This is a genomic window from Niabella beijingensis, from assembly GCF_020034665.1.
Lineage (GTDB): Bacteria > Bacteroidota > Bacteroidia > Chitinophagales > Chitinophagaceae > Niabella > Niabella beijingensis.
In genome coordinates, this window is sequence record NZ_JAIQDI010000001.1 from 3,175,810 (window position 1) to 3,199,911 (window position 24,102).

16 protein-coding genes are annotated in these 24,102 nt (G+C 49.8%); 12 read left to right on the top strand and 4 right to left on the bottom strand.

Annotated elements, in window-relative coordinates; genetic code table 11:
• Positions 1-20 precede the first annotated feature (20 nt).
• The 4 genes from K7B07_RS13325 to K7B07_RS13340 all read left to right on the top strand — a co-directional run bounded on the left by K7B07_RS13325 (position 21) and on the right by K7B07_RS13340 (position 5,886).
• The gene (locus K7B07_RS13325; protein WP_223710375.1) at positions 21-968 is read left to right on the top strand and encodes a phosphodiester glycosidase family protein; all 948 of its coding nucleotides are present in this window, start codon (positions 21-23) and stop codon (positions 966-968) included.
• 10 nt (positions 969-978) lie between these two features.
• Positions 979-2,736: a right-handed parallel beta-helix repeat-containing protein gene (locus K7B07_RS13330; RefSeq protein WP_223710377.1), complete on the top strand. Its 1,758-nt coding sequence runs from the start codon at positions 979-981 to the stop codon at positions 2,734-2,736.
• 130 nt (positions 2,737-2,866) lie between these two features.
• On the top strand, positions 2,867-4,948 hold the full coding sequence (locus K7B07_RS13335) for a phosphodiester glycosidase family protein (protein WP_223710379.1): 2,082 nt from the start codon (positions 2,867-2,869) through the stop codon (positions 4,946-4,948).
• A 44-nt stretch (positions 4,949-4,992) separates the two neighbouring features.
• On the top strand, positions 4,993-5,886 hold the full coding sequence (locus K7B07_RS13340) for an endonuclease/exonuclease/phosphatase family protein (RefSeq protein ID WP_223710381.1): 894 nt from the start codon (positions 4,993-4,995) through the stop codon (positions 5,884-5,886).
• A gap of 47 nt (positions 5,887-5,933) precedes the next feature.
• On the opposite strand, the gene K7B07_RS13345 is transcribed toward K7B07_RS13340, so the two are convergent.
• Both K7B07_RS13345 and K7B07_RS13350 read right to left on the bottom strand, forming a co-directional pair.
• Positions 5,934-6,563, bottom strand: a complete 630-nt coding sequence (locus tag K7B07_RS13345) for an alpha/beta hydrolase (protein ID WP_223710383.1) — start codon at positions 6,561-6,563, stop codon at positions 5,934-5,936.
• A gap of 71 nt (positions 6,564-6,634) precedes the next feature.
• Positions 6,635-7,564 (bottom strand): ring-cleaving dioxygenase, encoded by a 930-nt coding sequence (locus K7B07_RS13350; RefSeq protein WP_223710385.1) that lies wholly within the window; start codon positions 7,562-7,564, stop codon positions 6,635-6,637.
• Between the two features lie 133 nt (positions 7,565-7,697).
• Between K7B07_RS13350 and K7B07_RS13355 the strand changes: the two genes are divergently transcribed.
• Positions 7,698-8,411: a pirin family protein gene (locus tag K7B07_RS13355; RefSeq protein ID WP_223710387.1), complete on the top strand. Its 714-nt coding sequence runs from the start codon at positions 7,698-7,700 to the stop codon at positions 8,409-8,411.
• Positions 8,412-8,535: 124 nt separating this feature from the next.
• Here K7B07_RS13355 and hepC read toward each other — a convergent pair whose 3' ends face one another.
• Entirely contained in the window at positions 8,536-10,500 is a 1,965-nt protein-coding gene (gene hepC, locus K7B07_RS13360) for a heparin-sulfate lyase HepC (RefSeq protein WP_223710388.1), read from the bottom strand.
• Between the two features lie 137 nt (positions 10,501-10,637).
• On the bottom strand, positions 10,638-11,846 hold the full coding sequence (locus K7B07_RS13365) for a glycoside hydrolase family protein (protein ID WP_223710390.1): 1,209 nt from the start codon (positions 11,844-11,846) through the stop codon (positions 10,638-10,640).
• Between the two features lie 630 nt (positions 11,847-12,476).
• On the opposite strand from K7B07_RS13365, the gene K7B07_RS13370 reads away from it, so the two are divergent.
• The 7 genes from K7B07_RS13370 to K7B07_RS13400 all read left to right on the top strand — a co-directional run bounded on the left by K7B07_RS13370 (position 12,477) and on the right by K7B07_RS13400 (position 24,095).
• Complete coding sequence (locus K7B07_RS13370) at positions 12,477-15,635, top strand: SusC/RagA family TonB-linked outer membrane protein (protein ID WP_223710392.1); 3,159 nt, start codon at positions 12,477-12,479, stop codon at positions 15,633-15,635.
• Between the two features lie 18 nt (positions 15,636-15,653).
• Positions 15,654-17,534: a RagB/SusD family nutrient uptake outer membrane protein gene (locus K7B07_RS13375; RefSeq protein WP_223710394.1), complete on the top strand. Its 1,881-nt coding sequence runs from the start codon at positions 15,654-15,656 to the stop codon at positions 17,532-17,534.
• 25 nt (positions 17,535-17,559) lie between these two features.
• On the top strand, positions 17,560-19,074 hold the full coding sequence (locus K7B07_RS13380) for a sulfatase family protein (RefSeq protein WP_223710395.1): 1,515 nt from the start codon (positions 17,560-17,562) through the stop codon (positions 19,072-19,074).
• 30 nt (positions 19,075-19,104) lie between these two features.
• The gene (locus tag K7B07_RS13385; RefSeq protein ID WP_223710397.1) at positions 19,105-20,073 is read left to right on the top strand and encodes an ROK family protein; all 969 of its coding nucleotides are present in this window, start codon (positions 19,105-19,107) and stop codon (positions 20,071-20,073) included.
• Between the two features lie 3 nt (positions 20,074-20,076).
• Positions 20,077-21,387, top strand: a complete 1,311-nt coding sequence (locus K7B07_RS13390; RefSeq protein WP_223710399.1) for an MFS transporter — start codon at positions 20,077-20,079, stop codon at positions 21,385-21,387.
• Positions 21,341-22,489, top strand: coding sequence for a heparin lyase I family protein (locus tag K7B07_RS13395; RefSeq protein ID WP_223710401.1), 1,149 nt, complete (start codon positions 21,341-21,343; stop codon positions 22,487-22,489). Before K7B07_RS13390 ends, K7B07_RS13395 begins: the two co-directional genes overlap by 47 nt.
• A gap of 61 nt (positions 22,490-22,550) precedes the next feature.
• The gene (locus K7B07_RS13400) at positions 22,551-24,095 is read left to right on the top strand and encodes a sulfatase family protein (RefSeq protein ID WP_223710403.1); all 1,545 of its coding nucleotides are present in this window, start codon (positions 22,551-22,553) and stop codon (positions 24,093-24,095) included.
• Positions 24,096-24,102 lie beyond the last annotated feature (7 nt).

Genomic DNA, 24,102 nt, shown 5'->3' on the forward strand with positions numbered 1-24,102 from the left:
AAAAAATAAATCGTTTACAAATGAGAAAAACAGATTTCCACTATTCATACCTGTTATTGCCCTTGTTCCTTTTCTTAACGGCATGCAGTAAAAAACAGGAGCTGCTGAAGCCCTACGAAACATATACGGCAGTTGCAAAAACCGCGGTAACAAAGCGACTGATCGAAGGCACCGGTCTGATCGCAAATGTGTTCACAGATACGACCTACAAAATAGTGGATGGATTACAGGCCACTGAGGTCCGCTATTTATCTGCTGCAGGGCTTTCGATGAAATTGTTCATTTTTGAGGTCGACCTGTCTGATCCCGGTATCCTCATAGAAGCATCCACGCCGAATAATGCTCCTGCTTTTGGCCGGCAGCCCATGACGGTGCAGGCCACGTATGAAGACCAGGAAGGTCACAAGGTATGGGGCGGGATCAACGGAGATTTTTTTGATGGCGTGAGCGGAACACCCCGGGGGATTTTGTATAAGGAGGGCATTGCGATCCGTACACTGTTCCCGGATATCTATACCACGTTCTTTGGCATTTTAAAAAACCGGAAAGCAGTGGTGGGTGATAAACAGGTATACCAGGAAGTGGAGGGCGATCTGCAGGAGGCCATTGGTGCCCGGGCCGTCCTGGTGAAGGACGGGATACTGGTTCCGCAGACCGATGTTACCATTGAGCCGCGTACCAGTATCGGTGTTTCTGAAGATGGCAATACGGTTTACTTTCTGGTAGCGGACGGACGGAATTTTTATTATTCGAACGGGATGAACTACGAAACACAGGGAAAATTCATGAAAGCGCTGGGCGCCTACAATGCGGTGAATAACGATGGCGGCGGCTCCAGTACCTTTTTTATAAGAAACACGCCTGCATTTACCGAAGGACGTTTTGTGCTGCGCAACTGGCCGACTGATAACGGCGGACAGGAGCGGGCTGTAGCCAACGGACTATTGATCATTTCTAAAACACAATAAAACCAGCGCAATGAATATAAAGAGCATTCAATTTGGAAAGATCGCATTTTTAGTGATCCTTCTTCAGCTTTTTGCTGCTTCCTGTTATAAAGCAAACCGGGAAAGCTTTACACCCGGTGTTCCTGATATCTCATTTCCACAGACGGCTGTTACCGTACCCAGCGAAACGGACACCATTGAAATTCCGGTAACAGCCAATTTACCCTGGCGGGTGAAAGCGGCTGCCGACTGGATCACTTTTGTAAAGGCGAACGGAGATAAGACCGGTACCTTCCGGGTGGCCATTGCACGCAACCGTACCACTGAGCCCCGCACCGCAGAGATCACCGGTTATATCACCGCTGATAAAGCTGTTAAAATGACCATTACGCAGCAGGGAGGTGAACCTGCTCCTGATCATACCCGTCATTTTTATGTGAAAGCAAATGGAGATGAAAACAAGGACGGATTGTCGTGGGAGAATGCCACTACGCTGGATGCTGCCCTTGCCAATGCCGCGAACGGAGACGAGATCCATATCGCCGGAGGGACCTATCATCCCTCAAAGACCATCACAGGCGGCAACGCGGGTGATGCATCCGATAACACATTTGAGATTGCACAGAATGTTCACCTGACCGGAGGGTATCCGGCCGACGCCAGAACGGGCAGCGTTGCTGATCCGGCGCGGTTTCCCGTGCTTTTAAGCGGGGGGGATAAGAATTATCATGTGGTGGTGGTAAGCGCTATCCCCGAAGGCGAGCATACCGTGTCGATGCAGGGGATCACGATCACAAAAGGTCATGCCGGGTCTTCCGGTGCCGTAGCGGTAAACGGAGCCAGCCTGGCCCGGAACTATGGCGGCGGACTGGTGGTCATTAAATCAAAGCTGTTGCTGGAGGATTGCCGTATCACGGATAACAGCTCCGATCAGCATATTGCAGGGATCTATATGCTTTCCCAGTCGGAGGTCACGATCCGCAATTCCAGTGTTTCCGACAATAAAGCCACAGGAAATGGCGGCGGTATCTGGAACGATGGCTCGAAGCTGTATGTTTTTGACTCCGAGATCACGGGGAACAGCGCCACGGGTGTAGGCGGTGGATTGTACAGTCTTAATGTCGGGGTAGTGTCCTACAACTACCTGTACAATGTAACGATTGCGGAAAACCAGGTAGGGGCTCCGGGTTTTGCACGTGTAGGAGCAGGGATCTATTCCAGGGAACGTTCCCAATACCAGATCGTAAACTGTACGATCTATGGTAATAAAAATGTCGGCTCCGGATTTGGAGCCGGGGTTGCGGTGTACGGAGGTTCCACAGTGGATATCATCAATACCACCATCAGCAACAACGAAGGAGGTGTGGGCAACACGGCTGCAAATGGCGGATCGGGTGTGTTTAATAATAACAGTCCGACGGCCAATACCGTGAATATCTACAACTCGGTTGTTTCAGGGAACACCGGTCATACGAATGAGATCGGCGGTGCAAATATCAGCCTGCAATCCAGTATCGTGGGCACCGGCGTTTACAATTATGCGAAAACGCCGGAACCCGGTCAATCCTTCGACCCCGCAACCATGTTCCAGCCCTTTGCAGCCTATGGTACCGGTTATGGGAAGACGCTGCCGGTAAAGGCGGGTACGCCTGCAACGGTCTTTGGCATGACGACCCTCCAGTTGCAGGTGGCAGGCGCCAATCTCTCCCTGGACGAAAACTATTATCTGAAGGATCAGAATAATAAGTCCCGGACCGGCACCACTGTGATGGGGGCTGTGCTTCCCTGATTTGTTGAAGGGAAAAAATAAAGCGCTCCGGGTTGAGATGACAGAGCGCTGTGGTCCGGATTATGCCTGGTCCGGCAGGTATTGATAACCTCATGGAATAGTTCAATTCATTCATCAAATAATCAACGTTATGAAAACAAGATCATTTTTCGTTGTAATTGGAGTTGTTCTTTTATGCTGCTGTACCAAGATCCGGCAGGATCTGAATACCCCGGTTGTTACAGCTTCTGCCAGAAACCTTGCGCCTGTAGGGGTTGTGGCGGCTAATGATTCGGCCTTTGATGTTACAACGTTTGCGGGCACGGGTATGGCAGGAAGCGGCAATGGTACTTCCGGAGATCCGCGCACGGCACAGTTCAATAAACCGGAGGGCCTGGTCTTCGACTCAAAAGGGAATCTGTTTGTGGCGGACCGCGACAATCATGTGATCCGGAAGATTACGCCCTCGGGAACCGTTTCCCTGTTTGCGGGCATAGCGGGTGTGACAGGGGCAGCGAATGGTGCGCCGGGTGTGGCAACATTTAACCGGCCGATACGGATCGCGATCGATAATGCGGATAATCTCTATGTAGCGGACCGCGACAATGCACGCATCCGGAAGATCACCCCAGCAGGTATTGTTTCAACCATTGCCGGCTCCACAGCGGGAAGCGGTGCTGCACAGTTTAACTGGCCCGTGGATGTTGCGGTTACCGGGGACGGGAAAACGGTTTACGTGGCCGACTCAAAAAATCACCGGATCCAGAAATTAAGTCTGAGCGGTACTTCCTGGAGCACCTCGCTGCTTGCAGGACAGGGGTCGGAAGGCTACCTGGAAGGATCCGGAGCTGCTGCACGGTTTGCCTTCCCTTCCGGAGTGGCCATCGACAATGCAGGGAATATCATCGTGGCCGACCGGATGAACCATTGTATCAGGAAAGTGACCGCCACAGGTACTACATCGCTGCTGGCAGGCGTTCCGCAATCGCCGTCCTACAGTTTGGATGCTCCTGCTGAGACGGCCAGGATGGGGCAGCCATTTGGCGTTATGGTAGCGGGGAACGGCAGTATCTATATTGCCGATATCGAATTTCATACGATACGGCGGTTAAGCACCGGCCGGTTTCTTTCTACTGTGGCGGGCAATGGCATTGCCGGCGCGCCGGAGACCTATGGCGCTGAGGACGGAAATTTTTCAAGGTTTAATATCCCCACATCGGTAACGACAGACGGCTCGGGTAATTTTTATGTGGCCGATGTCAACAACAATAAGATCCGGAAACTGATACCGGAGGCGCGTGTATTACAGGTTGCCCAGGGATGGAAGCAAAGTGAACCGTACCCGGGAATCACCTGGTATTATTTTCATGGGAACCGTTTCTTTTTACCATCGACGGGCACCAATGAAATTCAGTATGTAAATGTGCTGGATATTGACCTCTCGGTAAATCATCTCGATTTTATGCAGGTGGATTCGCTTGATAAAACCACCCTTACTTCGATCATCGGAGCGCCCACGCCGGCACTGGCCGCCCTGAGCGGAACCTTTGCAACCCGTATGCCCGCTCCATCCGGTCCGTATAAGAAATACGCTGCATTTTTAAGGAACAGGGATACTACTTACTGGGATGCCGATATTTATAAAACCAGCTCTTACTGGGTGTATCACGAAGGGATGTTCTTTATGGATGGCACAGGGAACATGGGGATCGAAGCCAGTGATATGAACCAGTATCCTTTTGGTCCGGTCCTTCACCGGTACATGATGTCCGGAGCACCGCTGCTGATCAGCAATGGTGCGATTGTCGAAAAAACTTCCAGTCCCGCCTGGCCCTCTGCCGCTTTACAGGAACATATCCGGCAGAGTACGGCTTCACGCAGTGTAATTGCAATACCGGCGGTCAATAACCACGTGCTGCTGATCTGTGCCGAAGGCAAGGCTGCGGGGGCTACTTATTGCAGCCCTGTACCTGCCGGCTTCGGAATGACCACACCGGATCTTGCGGTATTTATCAAACAGTATTTTAATGCGGCAGGCGCATTAAATCTTGACGGAGGCGGATCGGCAAGTATGTGCTTAAAGGGTTATGGAGATGATGGAGGGGTTGCCGGCGGACTGGGGGTGATCAGTCATCCTGCCTGGAGTTCAACACCCTGTCCTAGCCCCGGTAACCGGTATTCGAATCAGCGCAATTTTATGCAGGATGCGATAGCAGTGCTTCCGAATGAGTAGCCGCTCCTGCTGTTTTTAATGAACTTTTTATCTTGTTTTTTAGAATGAAACGGTCAGAAATGAATCATGGTGCACAGCAGAACTTCGTTCTCCTGCTGTTATGCATGCTGGTAGCATCCCTGCCATGCAAGGCACAGCAGAACATGCGCTTTATTACCTATAATATCCTTCAGGGAATGAAGCGGGACAGTGCTGCGGGCAAACCGGCCTTTGTGGAATGGGTAAAAAAAATGGATCCGGATGTTCTGGCACTTCAGGAAGTGACGGGCTTTACTCAGGCCGGTCTGGAAGCAATGGCCGCCGCGTATGGACACCCGTACGCGGTGCTGCTGACCGAAGGGGAGAAATATCCTGTTGCGATCACTTCAAAGTATCCCATTACAGGAGTCCGGAAGGTGTATGATAATATGGACAGGGGATTTATTATTTCAGAGATCGCCGGCTATCACACGGTGGTCGTGCATCTGACACCTTTTGATTACCGTAAGCGGCAACAGGAGATCCGCTTGCTGATTGCTGAGATAAAAAGCGCAACATATTCCGGCAACTGGGTTTTAATGGGTGATTTTAATACGGTTTCCCCGCAGGATTCAATGGCCTACCGGGATGGCAGGCTGGCTGCGGCCTACCGGCGTTATGAGCAGCAGTATGCACCCATCCTGAAGCTGAACGACGGTAAGATCGACTACTCGGTCATTCAGCAGGTGCTGGATAACGGCTTTTGTGATGTGTTGAAAATAAAGAATGCTTCTTTTACCAAAACCGTTCATCCGAAGGCCTTTGAGCCCAAAACAGGAGTGGATATCCCGTCGCGGATCGATTTTATTTTTGTAGATACGGCGCTCAGGAAACAGGTACGGACTGCCCGGGTGATCACGGATGCCTTTACAGATCAGTATTCCGATCATTACCCGGTTTTTCTTGATCTGGAAAAATGATCTCGTGAAGGTGCCCTATTCCTGTCCGGCCGGATCAATGGAAATACTTAGCCATTGGAAGGATCAAAGACGATCCGGTTGGCCAGGTTGATCTCATCCTCGCTGATGGTATGTCCCATGTTGGGATAGACCTTCTCTGTTACGGCCGCATTCATTTGGGTAAGTACCCGGGTGGTTTCATGTACCCGCTCTACCGGCACATGAAAGTCAGGATCGCTGGTGCCGATGAATACCGGGGTTTGTTTAAAATCGCCTTTATAGTTTTCTGTATAAAGCTGATCACCGATCAGTCCGCCGGTAAAAGCCACGGCACCGCCATAATGCTGTGCATGCCGCGCAATGTATTCAAGCGTAAGACAGGCACCCTGCGAAAAGCCAAGGAAGTAAATGTTCTTTTCCGGGATACCCGCTTTTAATGCGGTATCCACGGTTTGTTTTACGATGGTGATAGCAGATGAAAGCCAGGGCTCATTGTCTTTCGCCGGGGCCATAAAGGAATGGGGATACCAGGTATGATTGGCGGCCTGCGGCGCCAGCAATGCGGTCGCTTTCAGGTTGAGATAACCGGCAAGGGATAAAATATCACCGGCACTGCTGCCCCTGCCATGCAGCAGGATCAATGCCCTGGAAGCTTTGCCCAATTCCGTTCCGCTGGTAGTGAGGTTCAATGTATGCATGTGTTGTTCGTGTTAATTTTATTAATGTGTAAGGATAAATCCTCCTCGGATGGAAGAGGGGGCGGACCGTCTTATAATCCGGGAAGTACCGCTTCAATTTTTGTACGGGCGGGTTCATATTGTTTGGGCAGTTTTAATGCGGTGCCCAATTGCTCCAGGGATTCATCCCGCGTAAAGCCCGGATTATCCGTTGCAATTTCAAACAACACTCCACCCGGCTCCCGGAAATAAAGTGAATAGAAATAGTCCCGGTCGATCTTTGGTGTGATGTTCAATCCGGCTGCGGCTATTTTTTCCCTCAGTGCCATCTGAACGGTATCATCCTTTACACGGAAGGCGATGTGATGATTGGTGCCTGCCGCATTGCGCCCATGGCCGGCTTCAGGATCTTCGATAATATCAATATAATTGGCGGTATCGATGTTCTCGTTAACAAAACGATACCGGTTGCCCTCCTGTCCGGTTTGCCGGTAGCCCAGCAGATCGGTCAGCACCTTTGCCGTGGGATCTGCCCGGTGCAGGGTAAGCGTTGCGTTGTGAAATCCTTTTGTTGCCACACCGGCAGGAACCGCTTCGGTTGTCCAGGGAACGCGGCTATCAGCAGTTTTGGGGATGATCAGCGAAAGTTGAAGACCATCGGGATCGCTGAAGGACAGCAGCTGTTCGCCGAATATTGCTGTTTCTTCATACGCGATCCTGTTTTCATCAAAACGTTGCTTCCAGAAATCAAAACTGCCTTCCGGCACACTGTAACCGATATGCGTGGCCATCCCCGCTCCGGGTGTTCCTTTTCCGATGCCTTCCCAGGGAAAGAACGTAAGGATGGTGCCGGGGGTACCGCTTTCATTGCCGTAATAAAAATGATAGGTGCCCGGATCATCAAAGTTGACGGTCTTTTTTACAAGTCTTAATCCCAGCGTGGTTGTATAGAACGCGTGGTTGCGTTTTGCATTGTCCGCTATTGCGGTGATATGATGTAATCCTAAAACTTTATTTTCCATAATCGTGATTTTTTATTGAAACACAAAGTTACCCCGCAGGAATACGGAAACACTTGAAGTAGATTAAGTGGGAATGAATGAAGGTGCCGTTATTTTGTATTGTCGATACAGTACCACTCTAAAACAAAAAGATATGCAGTTACAACATTTTAAAGCTTCGGAAAGGGGCGTTAAAGACGCCGGCTGGCTGAAGAGCAATTTTGTTTTCAGTTTCAGCAATTATTACAACCCGGTAAAAAGCGCCTTTGGCACCTTGTTTACCTTTAATGATGATTACCTGGCTCCCGGCAAGGGATTTGGTATCCATCCGCATGTAAATATGGAGATCATATCCATATTGCTGAAAGGCCGGATGAATCATAAGGACACATTGGGCTATAATACCGAATTTGAAGAGGGCGGGGTGCAGATCATGAGTGCGGGAAGCGGGCTGCGGCATGAGGAGTACAATATCGGGAAGGAGGAAGTGAACTTCCTGCAGATCTGGATCTATCCCAAACAGCAGAACATTACGCCCCGCTACCAGTACCGCAGTTTTCCAAAAGAGGCCAGGAAGAACAAACTGGTCACCATCGTATCACATGAGGAAGGACAGGCACATTGCTGGATCAACCAGAACGCAAAACTGAGCCTGGGGCACTTCGATAAGGATCATACCACTAATTATTCCTTTAACCCCGAGAATAAATGTCTTTTTTTATTTGTGATCTCAGGATCCGTTACCGTGAACGGGACAACCGTTCCGCAACGGGATGCCCTCGGGCTCTGGGATACGGATACCGTTGAGATCCGGTGCAATGAAGAAAGCGAGTACCTGATCATTGAAACGGTGGTGAATCAGAAGTGAGAGGAATAGAATTCAGAATCGGGATTTGAGATTTGGGAACCGAAGCTTTCGTATTGGGATCTGAGTATCCTGACGTCTGACTCTGAATCCTCAATTCTGCATTCTCGATTCTCAAATCCAATCCTCACCGTACCGCAACCTCCCGCTGTTTACCATCAATGGCCAGGGTAAGCCGGATCGTTCCTGTTTCATAATTATTGCTGGCATTTTCTTTCAGCGTTATTACAGGAGGTTTTTTATCACTGAAAGGATACAGGACTGTAACAAAGGTTTGTGCGGCGCTGCCGGATTTTGATCTTTCAAAAACGAACGCAGGGCGCTTCAGCTCCTGCCGGTAGGAATAAGAGACCTTGCCTTCCTCTTCTTTTAATGCCGCAGGTTCCCGGTCCAGGTTTTGGATCAGCAGGTTGTTGCCATCGCCATAAGTGGTATAAACACTTCGCTGCTGCTGGTCAAAAACAGGGTTGCTGTTTTCCTTCAGCTGAAAGTGTACACCAAGAGTTCCGCTTGCTTTTCCTGCTGCGCGGTCGATGATCAAAAAATATTTTTTGTCTATGAACAGTACGGTCCGCTGATGATCGAGCCCGGGATAACTGGGATTGGTATAGGTAAGGATGTCGAGATCATTTCCTGTTTTCCACTGCTGCAGGCCGGCTTTGGTGATCACCATATCCTGGTTGTCCAGCGTCAGGGTGCTGTGCACCCGCGTTTGCCGGTACCAGTTCCTGAGTTTCATGATCGCGGAATCGCCGGCATATACATAACAACCCGCATCGGGGGTAAAATTGCGGCCGTTGATCCAGAGCTCGAAAGTGCCGTTATCCGGTTGTGCGTGGAAGGCACCGGGAGGACTGGCTTTTAAAACCATTACAGTGGCGTTGTTATTCCATCCGTTCCGGAAGGTATAAAACCCGGAATTGGTAAGCCCCTTCGAAAGATAGGCAGGTTGTTTCCCTTTTTTACCATCAGCAGCATAATACTGAATGATCTCATTCTCCGGGAAAGCCTTTGCCCAGCTGGCATAGGATTTCAGCATCGCGCTTTTTTCAACCAGTTTGGCATCGCTGAAGACCGGGTAGGTATAATCCGGGAACGAAAAATTGATGGTGGCCAGTATCATTTTTTCCACGGTTTCCCTGTAGCTGGGCGGGAATACCTGGTCCATACCAGCTTGCTGTGCCGACCGTAGGGCGCTTAAAAAAGTATTGATCATGGCTACATGATAATTGGGCGAGAGCTCCCACTGAACACCGTCTGCATACACTTGTTTCTTTATTTCGTCGTTCAGAATGGCTGCCCCGCCGCTTCTCCAGGCAGCCGCCTTTTTAAATTCGGGGAAGGATACACCGGCAAAAAGCACCCGCTGTGCCTCAAACAGACGGTGGTTGCCCCGGTCTGCATAATTGTTGGAAAGATAATCGGCCTGTTGCTGGTAATTGGTCAGGAACTCCATCAGAAAGGCAGGAGTGAAGTTGAAAGAATGCACAAAAATATTAAAGGAGGGCGCCAGGTTCAGGATCCTGTCTGATACTTCCAGCGGGCGCCAGGCGTATTTATCATTTTCTTTGGAAAGTCCCAGCGGGTTTTTCCTGGCCCAGTCCGTAAACTGGAACATCCATTCTTTGGCATATTGTTCGTTTTTGGTGGCCCGGTATACCAGTGCCATGGATTGCCACCATTTTACGCGGTGCAGCTGCCAGCGCACTTCATTGTCTTTTACCGGCCAGTATTGCCAGTTGATGTCTTTTCCGTAATAGAAAAATCCGTACCCCTTGTGCGGCTGGAATTTGTGTTCCAGGGCGCTGTCCGCCGCGGCACGGGTCGCTTTGGCAACCGGCTGGCTGAGTTCTATATCTTCTTCTGCCGCGCTGAAATCCGGTTCCTTGCTTTTCTTTTGATAATAGCTGAGCAAGGCGGTTGCAGCCGCGTCATACCTGCCGGCCTGTACAGCTGTTTTTACCTTTTCAAGCCCGGGGTAATCCAGGTTCAGCAGATCGAACCCGGATTTACCGACGGGCTGCCGTTGTGCGTGGCTGGTTAAGAAAGTGACGGCAAACAGGATGACCGGAATAATTTTTTTTGGGATCATTATCAATGATTTTGATGTTTATTCAAACATGCTGATGATAGAACCAGTAGGAGCGCCGGGTATTTATTATTGAATGCATTACGTTAAAGACGCTGTTTGCCCGCAGAAGGATGGCGCATCATCAGCCTTACGTGCCCTTATTGCAAGGGCAGCGTTATTTTCTTCAGCGCCGCATATTTCTTTAATGCCTCCAGGTAATAATAATCGGCATAATTCAGCGGCGTGTCAATTTCTGAATTGTACAGGAAGGCGCCAACGCTGTGCTTCAGAATAAAAAAGTGATTGTCGCCCGGTTGGGCCAGGAAATCAGGGGAAGACAGCGATTTTAAGATCTCTTCTGCATAAGCTGCATATTTTTCGCCCCCCTTCATCTTAGTGCTCAGATCCAGCAGTCCGCAGGCGATGACAGCCGCGGCCGAAGCATCGCGGGGAGCCCGTCCATCGGCATCCAGTGCATTGTGCACGTCAAAATCCCATACCGGTATCTTATTTTCGGGCATGCGCGGATGGGTGGTAATGAACTGCGCGATATGCTGTGCCTGTTGTAGGAATTTCGGATTGCCGCTGTTATTATAACACATAATATATCCGTAAAGTCCCCAGGCCTGACCTCTCGCCCATGCCGATTCGTCGGAAAGCCCCTGATGGGTCTCCCTGCCCCGCACTTTTCCTGTAACAGGGTCATAATCCACCACATGATAGGAGCTGTAATCTTTTCTGAAGTGATTTTTTAGGGTGGTCAGCGCATGTGTATTTGCCGCTTTGTTGTACACGGGCTTTTGAAATTGTGCGCCGGCCCAGTACAGGTATTCCAGGTTCATCATATTATCAATAATCACCGGGAATTTCCAGTCGCCAAAATCCCAGGACCGGATCACCCCCGTTTTCGGACTGAAACGCTCATAAAGATGCTCGGCTCCTTCTTTTAATACGGGTAAATACCTGTTATCTCCGGTTATGCGCCAGGCATTTCCGTAAGAACAGTAAAGCATAAAACCCAGGTCGTGTGTTTTGGTCACGAACCGGATGGAGTCCAGGGCAAGGGTAAAACGTTTGGCTGCTGCTGCAAGATCTTTATTGCCGGTGAGTTCATAACCGTACCAGAGCGAACCCGGGAAAAAGCCCGTTGTCCAGTCGGTATAGGGTGCGGTTCTTACGGTTCCGTCCGGATTCACGGAACGGGGATTCAAACCAGGTGTGTAAGTGGCTGCAGCCCGTTTCAGTTGCTCCCCGATGGTGGTAATGGAATGCCGGAACCAGGCAGCACCATCATTTGCCTGTGCCTGGACCTGTACAGAAATAAAAAGGAGTAATCCTGCAATAATGACATTGAATCGTCTTTTCATGAGCTTGTTTCTTTTCGTAAAAGTTTGAATAAAAATATTGCGGCATCCCGGGACAGCATTTCAATATTGGTTTTATTATTTTAAAACTGGATGAATTATTAAAAATAAAAGCCCGCCTGAATACGAGGGCCTCAAAACACGGGAATGATTATAAAAGATCGCATTGTTTTGATAATCAGTATTATTTTTTTTCTACGATGCAGGCGCTTTAAAAAAATGCCAAAAAATAACCCAAATTGAAAAAAGAAAAACCCATTTTTAAAACCCTGCGGGCAAAGGGGTTCTATATTTATATGTATCAAAACAGTCCGTTCCCGGCGCCGCATCAACGGATAAAACGGGTTGACCGGATAGCATTGATCCTTTACGACATTTTGTCGGGTTTTGAATTTGGGATACGTTTATTTTTTCGATCGTTGCCATAGAAACTTTAAGGTTGATGATTCAGCGGGAACTGTTTTGGACTATTGACAGAAACGTCCTAAAAAGTAGATTATGCCATTTGTTATGACAAGAAGCAACCAGGTAAACTGCGGTTTCCGACAACGGGGCCGGCTGGAAAGTGCCGGAACCACCCATGAAATACCGGTAAAAAAAATCATTTCACCCGATTTAAAAATCAAACTTAAAATGAGATCAACGTTTGTTCTATTATTATTACTGCTGGGTATTTCGGGAACGCTGACCGCTCAAACCATTCAGGTAAGCGGTGTTATCAGCAATGCATCCGGTGAGCCGCTGGCCGGGGTTACAGTTAATGAAAAAGGATCTGCCAGGAGCGTGCAAACACAGGCCAACGGGCAGTATTCCATTAATGTAGCCGGAAATGCGGTGCTGGTCGTATCACACGTGGGTTATGAAGGAAAAGAGGTAGCCGTGAACGACCGGGAGCAGATCGACATCAGTTTGCTTGCGGACGACAAAAGCCTGGAGCAGGTGGTAGTGGTAGGCTATGGCACTCAGAAACGCAAGGATCTTACGGGTGCCATCAGTTCCGTAAGCGGGGCCGAACTGGCAAAAGTGCCTGTTCAGAATGTAGCGCAGGCCTTGCAGGGGCGCCTGGCGGGTGTTCAGGTGACCATGACGGACGGGTCTCCGGGTGCGGAACCCTCCATTAAGATCAGGGGCGGAACTTCTATTACACAAAGCAATCAACCACTGTATGTGGTGGACGGGGTACCCCAAACCGATGGACTGGCCTTTCTGGATCCCATGGATATTGAGAACATTGACGTATTAAAAGATGCATCTGCCACCGCCATTTATGGTGCAAGGGGTGCCAATGGCGTAGTATTGATCACTACCAAACAAACCAAGGCCGGTAAGGTAACGGTAAATTATGATGGATATGTAGGGATCAAGAAAATTACGAGCGAGATCCCGGTGATGGGGGCCTATGATTACCTGTTGCTGGATTATGAACGCAGGGCAGGAGACTCTGCAAGGGTTGCCGGGTTTGAAACCTTATACGGTCCTTATGATTCCCTGCAAACGATCTATGGTAACCGGCCGGGGAAGAACTGGCAGGATGAAGTATTCGGAAGTGCTGTGATGAACCAGTATCATAAAATAAGCATCAACGGCGGCAGTAAAGAAACGCGGTTCAATGTATTCTATTCCCGGAATAAGGACGAAGGGATCATGCTGAACAGCGGATCTACAAAGAATATCGGGAAGATCATGCTCAATCATAAGATCGGGAATAAGCTAACGATCAACGCCATCGCCAACTACTCCAACCAGAAGATCACCGGCCTGCCGCCGACAGAAGGAGGTAATGCCCGCTTAACGGTATTACAAACACTGTTGCAGTACCGGCCGGTGAGCGGGCGGAACCCTTCCGACGACGATGCCCTGCTGGATCTGGAGACGGATCCGCTGGACAACCAGAGCTCACCGGCCTTCCAGAGTCCCATCATCGGGGCCCGGTCCAGGCTGAGGGAACGCGTGATCAATACCCTGAACGCCAATGCCACCCTGCAATATAATATAAACCGGCACCTGACCTACCGCGGACTCATCAGCTATACGGTAAAGGGAAATAAGTTCAAACAATTCAATACGGCCGAATCCATTGTGGCCATAAGAAGCGGAGGTCCCTTCGGTAGTATTGATGAGCAGAACGACAGCCGGCTCAATTATAACAATACGCTGACATATAACCAGAATTTCGGACAACAACACCGGATGGATGTGACCGTGGGGCAGGAATACATCTATAATTACCTGGAGCGTTTCGGAGCCAGTGCCAGCAATTTCCCGACCGTGAACAATGGCTGGGATGACCTGTCTATGGGTACAGTGTTCGGAACACCTAGTTCCTATGCAGAAGATGATAAGCTGTTGTCTTTTTTCGGAAGGGTAAATTATGGCTATAAAGACAAATACCTGCTGACGGCCAGTCTGCGTGCGGATGGCTCTTCAAAATTCGGAGCAAATAACCGCTGGGGGATCTTTCCTTCTGCAGCGTTTGCATGGAGGATCATCAATGAAGAGTTCATCAGGAATATACCCGTGTTCTCTGATTTAAAACTTCGCGTAAGCTATGGCCAGTCGGGGAACAACCGGATCAGCAATTATGCGGCCCTGGGCATTTATACAACAGGATCCTATCCGCTCAATAACAATATTGTGGCATCGGCCTACCAGAACAACCTGCCCAATCCCAATTTAAAGTGGGAGGCCAACCAGGCCGTGAATATCGGGCTGGACCTGGGTTTATGGGATCAGCGGGTAACACTTACTGCCGAATTATATGATAACCGGTCCAAAGACCTGCTCTTTGATACCCGTATCCCTTCGAGTTCCGGCTTTATCACCCAGTTCCAGAACATCGGTACCACTTCCAGCAGGGGGTTGGAGTTTACGTTGAATACGGCAAACATCAGGAACGCCAATTTCAACTGGAACACCAGCTTTAATATTGCCTTTAACAGAACCAAGGTACTGGAGCTGAGCGAGGGAGAAACCTCCAAAATTGTAAACAGTTACACCACGCTGAACGATTTCATCCTGCAGGTGGGTCAGCCGGTAGGGATCATGTACGGCTATGTTACGGATGGGTTGTACCAGGTAAGTGATTTTGACTATAATGCATCCGGCAATACCTATACACTGAAGCCGGGTGTGGTAAAAGATAATCGTACCGTACAACCGGGGTATCAGAAATTCAAGGATATCAGCGGTCCCGACGGCGTGCCGGATGGGGTGATCAATGACCTGGACCGTACTGCCATCGGCAATGCCAATCCCCGGTATACGGGTGGTATCAACAATACATTCAGCTATAAGGGTTTTGACCTGAGTGTGTTTTTGAACTTCTCTGTAGGAAATGATGTCTATAATGCCAACGTGCTGAATAATGCGGCGCTGAGCAATGATTTAAAGAATACACTGTCCCGCTTTACCGATCGCTGGATGACGATCGATGCGTCCGGTCAGCGGGTTACCGATCCGGATGCGCTTACGGCATTAAACCAGGGAAAGACCATCCCGTCCTATATCGGTATGGTATCCGACCGGTTGTACAGCACAATCATTGAGGACGGTTCCTTCCTCCGCATTAATAATGTAAGCCTGGGATACAGTTTGCCAAAATCGTGGATACAAAGAGCAAAGATCGCCAACGCACGGGTATACTTTACCGCTTATAATCTGCATGTGTTCACTAAATACTCCGGGTACGACCCCGAGGTGAGCACTGTCAATAATGCCATCACTCCGGGGGTTGATTTCAGCGCCTACCCGCGTGCAAAGTCCTTTGTTTTTGGTATCAATCTATCCTTATAATTATTAAAGCAGTATACAATGAATTATAAAAGTTTTTCAAAACCCGCAGTAATCGCCGCATTCATGGGTGCATCACTGCTGCTGGGTTCCTGTAAGAAAGCACTGGAGACGAATCCTTATTCCTTTTTTACCAGCGATAATTTTTATTCCACGGTAGATGAAGCCTATATGGCAGTGCTTGGAGTATATGGTGCCGTGTCTACCTGGAGCGGGTATGGCTGGAATATACCGATGGTTTTTGATAACGACACGGATATTGGCCAGACCGCGGGCATCGCTGCCGACAACTGGCGGATCATTCCCCATTATACCGGGATCCCTGAAACGGATATGTTCTATGGCACCTGGAGTGCCTTGTACCAGGGCATCGACCGGGCAAATGTGGTACTGGAGAAAATTCCCGCTATGAATGCGTATACCAACGGAACGGAGGCCGAAAAAGCACAATTGAACCGGATGACCGGTGAAGCAAAATTCCTGCGCGGATTTTACTATTCCGAGCTGGTCCGTTTATGGGGCGATGTACCTTTTAAACTAACAAGCTCCAAAACCGGCGACGATCTCAGGCAGGGGCTGACCGACCGTTATACGATCTATGCGCAGATCATCAAAGATATGCAGGAAGCGGCCGAACTGCTGCCGGAAGCAACGCCCACAGACGAACGTATCAACAAATGGGCGGCAAAATCAATGCTGGCCCGGGTGGCATTGTTTGCCGGAGGCTATTCCCTGCGTGCAGACGGGCAGATGCGGCGGCCGGATAATTATAAAGAATATTATACACTGGCACAGCAGCAGATCAATGCGATCCTTGCTGCCAATCCCTATAAGCTCAATACAAGCTATCCGCAGGTATTTATGAATCAAAGCAAGCACATAGCGGAGCCTACAGAAAATATTTTTGAAATTGCATTTTATACTCCAACGGGTCCTGCCGGTGAGGCCCCCAATGCTTCCCGTACCGGGTATTTTAACGCTCCGGCTACAACCACCGGTATGTATGGCGGAACTTCTGCAAGGTGTTTGACGGTACGCCCCTTCTATGAAAGCTTCCAGGATGGTGATTTCAGAAAAGATTTTGCCATAGCAAGGTTTACGATTGATGCAGCAGGTAACAGGAATTATATTGTTACAGGAAATGGCGACCAGCGATGGACTGTAGGAAAATGGAGCCGGGAATACCAGACCAATGTGCCTACCGAGATCGGGAGCACCAATATCAACACCGTGATCATGCGCTATTCTGACCTGCTGCTGATGCAGGCAGAAGTGGAAAATGAACTCAACGAAGGACCCAATCAAACGGCACTGGATGCCATTAACCAGGTGCGGAGAAGAGCATATGGACTTGATATGCCGGGGAATGCCGTAAGTTTTGTCCTGACTAACGGGGGTAGTGGTTATACGGGTGCTCCAACAGCCCAGGTCTCCGGCGGTGGCGGCAGCTATGCATCGGTGTCCATTTCCGGGCGTAGCGGCGATAAAATATCATCGATAATCGTAAACAACCCTGGCCACGGGTATACATCAGCGCCCACGGTTACATTGACCGGCGGCGGCGGTACGGGGGCAGTTGTTACCGCATCCCTTGTACAAAAGCCCACAACGGATCAGGTTTATATACCCGGCGGATTAACCAAACAACAGTTTTTAGACACTCTTATTTCAGAGCGGGCAAAAGAACTGTGCTTTGAAGGCATGCGCCGGGCAGACCTGATCCGCTGGAACCTGCTGAGCTCAAAGATCCAGGAAACGTACAAAAAAGTACAGGCGATACGGCCAGCTTATCCTTATCCTGCCGGAACCAATTTTGTGGCCGGAAAACATGAATTGTATCCGTTCCCGCAAAACGAAACCGATGTAAATAAAAATATAGGCCGGCAAAATCCCGGCTATTAATAACCGGAAATAAAATAACGTGAAGATGAAGAACAGAAATAAATTCCAATGGTTGCTGGTACTGTTAGTGCTGCTGGTATTGGGCGGATGCAAAACTGCTACCAAAAAAGAAGGAGCAAAGCGCCCCAATATCCTGATCATTATGTCCGATAACCAGTCTGCAAATCATGTGGGTATTTATGGCGACGCCACGGTGCGCACGCCCAATATGGATAAGGTGGCCGGCGAAGGGGTGCGTTTTACCAATGCATTCTGCAGCTCACCTTCCTGCACGCCCTCCAGGGCCGGCTATCTTACCGGGCAGGATATCTGGCGCTTAAAAGAAGGTGCCAACCTGTGGAGCATACTGCCCACACAGTATCCGTTGTATACGGATCTGCTGGAGACATCGGGCTATGCCGTTGGTATGCAGGGTAAAGGATGGGGCCCGGGAAGCTTTGAGGCCAATGGCCGTAAAAGAAACCCCGGAGGGAATGCCTATGAAAGCTTCGCACAGTTCCTGAAGCAGAAAAAGCAGGATGCCCCCTGGAGCTACTGGATCAGCAGCCACGAACCGCACCGTCCTTATGAAGTAGGCATCGGTGCCAAATCAGGTATCGACCCGGCGAAGGTAAAAGTACCGGGTTACCTTCCGGATGTAGCTGATGTACGGACGGATATTGCCGACTACTATCATTCCATAGAGGTCTTTGACAAAGAACTGGGGGAGGCGCTGGAATTATTAAAACAAAGCGGTGAGCTGGAAAATACCATTGTTGTGGTCTGCAGCGATAACGGCTGGCAGATGCCCCGCGGTCTGGCCAACCTGTATGATTTCGGTACTCATGTGCCGCTGATGATCTCCTGGCCGGGTAAGTTTAAAAAAGGCGCAGTAGCGGACGGGCTGGTCACCCTGAATGATCTGGCACCAACCTTCCTGGAGCTGGCCGGTATACCGGTGCCTGCGGAAATGACGGCCAAAAGCCTGCTCCCGGTATTGGATAAAGACGATACACAGGCGGCTGCTGACCGCGAATTTGTAGTGCTGGGCAGAGAGCGGCATGCTTTTGTGAGGCAGCACGGAATGGGGTACCCGGGCCGTGCGATCCGTACCCGGCAATATTTATACATCCGTAATTATGAACCCGGCCGCTGGGCCGCTGGAGATCCCCCGCTATACGGGGATATCGATCCTTATATGCTCAATTATCCCGGACCAGCCAAGTTTTATATGATCGCCAATAAGGATAATCCGGCCGTGAAACCCCTGTTTGAACTGGGGATGGGAAAGCGTCCTGCAGAAGAACTGTATGATATCGGCAGCGATCCTGACGAGCTGCATAACCTGGCCGCTGATCCTGCCTATAAGCATGTAAAAGAAAAGCTGGCAACGCAAATGCACAATTACCTGGTACAGACAAAGGATCCCCGTGCTACCGGGGGTGATGTAAGTGTTTGGGATAAGGCACCTTATTTTAGTGATATCGATAAGCGGGCACATCCCAGCGAGGAGGCCATCCGGCAATTCAGACTGGATTCTGTATATGATTATTTAAAATAAACGGACAGACATACTGAAAACATACCGCCCTTGAAAGAACAATTTGCAATAGGAATAGATGTGGGAGGCTCGGCATTGAAATGCGGAGTGGTTGCGAAAGACGGGACCCTGGTTCATTGCTTTACCGAAGCACTGATAAAGACAAAAGGCGAGGCCGGTATTATTGAGCAGATCGCCGGATGTATCGGACAGGCCGCCGCAGCCGTGCAGCTTAAGGACGGTGCGGTTTGTGGTGCCGGTATTGGTTTTCCCGGTATTGTGGAAAATAACGTGGTGATCGGCGGTGCCGATAACCTCCCGGGTTTTGAGCAGCTGCCCTTGGGATACCTGCTGGAAACACAGACGGGTTATCCCACCGTGGTAGACAATGATGCCAATATGATGGGCGTTGGTGAATGGGTCTATGGAGCTGCAAAAGGCTGTACCGATATCGTTTTTTTAACGGTTGGCACCGGCATCGGAGGCGCGCTCATCATCAATAACCGGTTATACGGCGGATACCGTAACCGCGGTACAGAACTGGGTCATATCATCATCCGGCATCAGGGGGCTTCCTGTTCCTGCGGCTCCAGGGGCTGTTTTGAGGCCTATGCTTCGGTAACGGCCCTGATCAGCCATTATCAATCACTGAAACAGGAAGCAGGGGAACCAGTGGATGGCAGACAGCTTATAGAAAGGTATTTACAAAAGGAAGCAGCGGCGGTAACCGCCATGGAACAGCATTTTGATCATATGGCGGCGGGTATTGCCGGGTATATAAATATTTTCAGTCCGCAGAAGATCGTGGTAGGCGGTGGTATCAGTGAAGCCGGCGGATTCTATATGCAGGAGGTAACGGAAAGGGTAGGGCAACTGGCAATGCCGGCCACCTCCCTGCAAACAACATTAGTGGCTGCCGCATTGGGCAATAAAGCGGGGCTGCAGGGCTGTGCCGCAACGGTGTTTCAGCAACAGGCCGGGTATGATCCGGTAACAGTTTACAATCATTCAACGAATTGACGGATGCAACAACGGAATAATTTTTTAGTAGGGGTGATCTTGCTGATCTGGTTTGTTATTTCCTTTGTAACAAACATACTGGGTCCGCTGATGCCGATCATTATTGATACCTACGGGCTCAGTCTTACGATGGCTTCTTTTCTGCCGTTCTCTTTTTTCCTGGCTTATGGGGTAATGTCGGTTCCTGCCGGAATGATGATCGAGCGGCTGGGAGAAAAAAGATCGATGCTGATCGCTTTTGCATTGAATTTTACCGGGGCATTGATCTTCGCATTCAATCCGCAGTACAGTATGGCGCTGGCCTCACTGTTTATCATCGGTATCGGCATGGCCATGCTCCAGGTGATCATCAATCCGCTGATGCGCACGGCCGGGGGCGAAGAGCATTTTGCATTCTTTTCGGTAATGGGGCAGCTGGTGTTCGGACTGGCCTCATTTGTAAGTCCGTTCGTATTTTCCTACCTCATGAAAGAACTGGCACAGCCGGTCAGCAACCCGCTTGTAAATGCACTGGGAGGGCTGGTGAAGAACGGGCTGCACTGGACGGCCCTGTACTGGTTATTCAGCGTTATATTTTTGGTAATGCTGGTATTGCTGGCCCTTATAAAAATGCCGGCGGTGGAATTAAAGGAAGACGAAAAAGCGGGAGCGGCTGCCGTATACCTGGAATTGCTGAAAAAGCGGGATGTCCGGCTTTTCTTCCTTGGCATCGTTGCCTATGTTGGTACCGAGCAGTCGCTGGCAAACTGGATGTCGGAATTTTTAAAACGGTACCATCAGGTAGATCCTGCTACCGGTGGTGCCAACGCCGTGGCCTGGTTCTGGGGACTGATGACCATCGGTTGCCTGCTGGGGCTGGCAGTACTGAAGTTATGGGATTCGAAACTGGTGCTGAAAACAGCCTGTATGCTTTCGGTTGTTGCGATAAGTGTGGCGCTGCTGGGCAACAGAAGTCTTTCGCTCTGGGCCTTTCCTGCAGCGGGCTTCACCATCTCGGTAATGTTTTCCGTAGTGTTCTCGCTGGCGCTGAATTCTGTAAGCCGGCACCACGGCTCTTTTTCAGGGATCCTTTGCTCCGGTATTTTTGGAGGGGCCCTGGTGCCGTTTATCGTTGGTGCACTGGGAGATGCGATCGGGTTGCGCTATGCAATGTTGTTCCTCTACATTACACTGGGATACCTGTATTTTATTGCTGCTTATGCCAAACCGCTGGTGAACAATAAGACGATGACATTAAAAGAACTCTTTTCCCGAAAAAAAAATGACAATGAAAAAAATAAGCATAGGTCTGTTGCCGGTATTGATCGCTCTTAGTACGGCTGCACAAAAAACAGGACGGATACCGGTGACCACCCGGGTGAACATACAGGCAGATTCTGCCCGTGGCCGGGATATTGTGGACGGGGAATGGGTAGCTGTTGGTATCAACCGGCCGTATTCCATTCAAAAGGATGCCACGCGTTCCTTTAACGGAAAACCCTCTTACCGGTTTGAGCTGAAAGGGGAAGACAACTCACTGGAAGGATATGAGGAAGGCAGTACCAAGGGGCGTGCAGAACTTTCTTACTGTTATGCCACAGCCGCTGATTACAACGGATTGCCGCAGGATACATATACAACCGAACAGGTATTGAAGATGGTGTACGACCGGGGAAAGGGTCAATGTAAACAGGGATCCAAATGGACCTATACTTTTTCCGTGTATGTGCCTTCCACGCTGGCCGCGGAGGTCAACACTATTTTTGCACAATGGCATGGAATGCCTTCCCGCACCCTGGTGCAGGATCCGTCGGGAAAGATCATGCAGCTGACACCGGAGCAATTTGTTCAGCTGAGTGATAGTGTGGTGTTTGCAAAAGACCAGGGACATGAGAAAATAAAATCGACAGATAAGAACGGTAAGGAAACCTATAAAGCCGGCAGGAAAAATGGCTGGAAGATCGAGCAGGGCGGCTACCCGCCGCTGGCATTCGGTTTTTCCAATAACATGTTTTATATAAAAGCGAATTCCGACAGTAAATGGATGACGGATAAAACAGACCGTACGCTGGCCAACCCTGCAAAGAACGGGACGATGGAACCGGTGCGTTCGGAATACAAGACTTCCACTATCACCTATAAAAACGCATTCGAAGCATTCCCAAAAGATGTCTGGGTAACGTTTACGGTGGGCATCGATTGGGCCATATACAGCGGTGCCGGCAATAAAATGGAGCAGCCGGGTAAACTGGATGTAGTGATGGCCTATCAGAAAGGTAAGAAGAATGTTAGTGCGCATATTGTAAACAATGAGACCATCGCCATCGGAAGAAATGACGACAGTGGCTATTATTTCAAATTCGGCATCTACCGTACGGGAAGCAGTACCGTTCCTGTGGTCTATAACCTGGCCGGTTATCGCCAGGTGCAGCGGTAGAAAAGAGACAGGGCCCGGATCCGGCGCATTTCAGAGGTTTAAATCAAGATATATAGAAAGAATGATGAAACGGTTCATGACATGGAAAAAGCTGGCAGCAGTAAGTGCACTGCTGCTGCTGGGTGGTGCGCTGAAGGCACAACGCCCGAATATCGTATTGATCATCTCGGATGATCATGCCTTTCAGGCGATCAGCGCCTACGGTAACAAGCAGATAAAGACCCCCGGCATCGACCGGCTGGCAAAAGAAGGAGCGCTTTTCAGCAACGCGTATGTAACCAATTCACTTTGCGGACCCAGCAGGGCCAGTATCCTTACCGGTACCTACAGTCATGTGAACGGGTTTAAGGACAATGTGAATTTCAACTTTGATTTTAACCAGGGCAGCTTTGCCAAGGTATTGCAGACAGCAGGATACCAGACCGCCTGGGTGGGTAAGATGCACCTGGGAGACAGTATCCCCCAGGGACTTGATTATTACAGCATCCTTCCGGACCAGGGTCAGTATTATAACCCCGACTTTATTCAAACCGGTAATAAAACCCGCCAGTATACCGGTTATGTAACAGATATCATTACCGATGTTGCGGAGGACTGGCTGGAGCACCGCGACGCATCCAAACCTTTTTGCCTGGTCATCGGTCATAAAGCCACGCATCGTACCTGGATGCCTGCCCTGGAAGACCTGGGCCGGTATGATGACATCCGGTTTGACCTGCCGCAGGATTTTTATGACGACTACAGCACCCGCAAAGCAGCCGCCGTACAGGATATGACCATCGCAAAAACGATGCGCATGGCGCATGATCTGAAAATTTATGAGCCCGGCGATTCGCTGGCCATTGAGAACAGTGTAAAGCGGATGACAGCGGAACAAAAGCAGAAATGGTTTGCCTATTATGCAACGATAAAAGCGGATCTGGATGCGCAGGCACCAAAGGGAAAAGCGCTTACAGAATGGAAATTCCAGCGCTACATGCGCGACTACCTGGCAACAGCCGCATCACTGGACCGGAACATCAGCAAAACGCTGGACTACCTGGATGAAAAAGGATTGTCGAAGAATACACTGGTGATCTATATGTCGGACCAGGGGTTTTACATGGGGGAACATGGTTGGTTTGATAAACGGTTTATGTATGAAGAGTCCTTCCGTACCCCAATGGTGATGCGGTTCCCCGGTGTGCTCCGGCCAGGCAGGGTGATCAGTGATTATGTGATGAATATCGATCTGGCACCTACGTTCATTGAAATGGCTGGTGCCCCCGTTCCCGAACGCATGCAGGGGCGCTCCTTTTTGCCGTTGCTGCAGAATAAAAAATATGCGTCGCGTAAGGCGCTCTACTATCATTATTATGAGAACGGGGAACATTCGGTATCGCCGCATTTCGGCGTCCGGACCACACGCTATAAGCTGATCCGGTTTTATAATAAAGTGGAAAGCTGGGAATTGTTTGATCTGCAAAAGGATCCCCGTGAGTTGAAAAATATTTATGAAGAACCGGAAATGGCCGCGGTTGTTGCATCGCTCAAAAAACAACTGCTGGAAGAGATCCGGCATTACGGGGATGAAGACGCAGCGGTTATTTTTAATAAGCGTATATAATAACAAG

What these genes read in the sequence shown, in the direction of transcription:
- K7B07_RS13325 (WP_223710375.1), top strand. Translation starts at nt 21, where the DNA reads ATGAGAAAAACAGATTTCCACTATTCATACCTGTTATTGCCCTTGTTC.
- K7B07_RS13330 (WP_223710377.1), top strand. Translation starts at nt 979, where the DNA reads ATGAATATAAAGAGCATTCAATTTGGAAAGATCGCATTTTTAGTGATC.
- K7B07_RS13335 (WP_223710379.1), top strand. Translation starts at nt 2,867, where the DNA reads ATGAAAACAAGATCATTTTTCGTTGTAATTGGAGTTGTTCTTTTATGC.
- K7B07_RS13340 (WP_223710381.1), top strand. Translation starts at nt 4,993, where the DNA reads ATGAAACGGTCAGAAATGAATCATGGTGCACAGCAGAACTTCGTTCTC.
- K7B07_RS13345 (WP_223710383.1), bottom strand. Translation starts at nt 6,563, where the DNA reads ATGCATACATTGAACCTCACTACCAGCGGAACGGAATTGGGCAAAGCT.
- K7B07_RS13350 (WP_223710385.1), bottom strand. Translation starts at nt 7,564, where the DNA reads ATGGAAAATAAAGTTTTAGGATTACATCATATCACCGCAATAGCGGAC.
- K7B07_RS13355 (WP_223710387.1), top strand. Translation starts at nt 7,698, where the DNA reads ATGCAGTTACAACATTTTAAAGCTTCGGAAAGGGGCGTTAAAGACGCC.
- hepC (WP_223710388.1), bottom strand. Translation starts at nt 10,500, where the DNA reads ATGATCCCAAAAAAAATTATTCCGGTCATCCTGTTTGCCGTCACTTTC.
- K7B07_RS13365 (WP_223710390.1), bottom strand. Translation starts at nt 11,846, where the DNA reads ATGAAAAGACGATTCAATGTCATTATTGCAGGATTACTCCTTTTTATT.
- K7B07_RS13370 (WP_223710392.1), top strand. Translation starts at nt 12,477, where the DNA reads ATGAGATCAACGTTTGTTCTATTATTATTACTGCTGGGTATTTCGGGA.
- K7B07_RS13375 (WP_223710394.1), top strand. Translation starts at nt 15,654, where the DNA reads ATGAATTATAAAAGTTTTTCAAAACCCGCAGTAATCGCCGCATTCATG.
- K7B07_RS13380 (WP_223710395.1), top strand. Translation starts at nt 17,560, where the DNA reads ATGAAGAACAGAAATAAATTCCAATGGTTGCTGGTACTGTTAGTGCTG.
- K7B07_RS13390 (WP_223710399.1), top strand. Translation starts at nt 20,077, where the DNA reads ATGCAACAACGGAATAATTTTTTAGTAGGGGTGATCTTGCTGATCTGG.
- K7B07_RS13395 (WP_223710401.1), top strand. Translation starts at nt 21,341, where the DNA reads ATGAAAAAAATAAGCATAGGTCTGTTGCCGGTATTGATCGCTCTTAGT.
- K7B07_RS13400 (WP_223710403.1), top strand. Translation starts at nt 22,551, where the DNA reads ATGATGAAACGGTTCATGACATGGAAAAAGCTGGCAGCAGTAAGTGCA.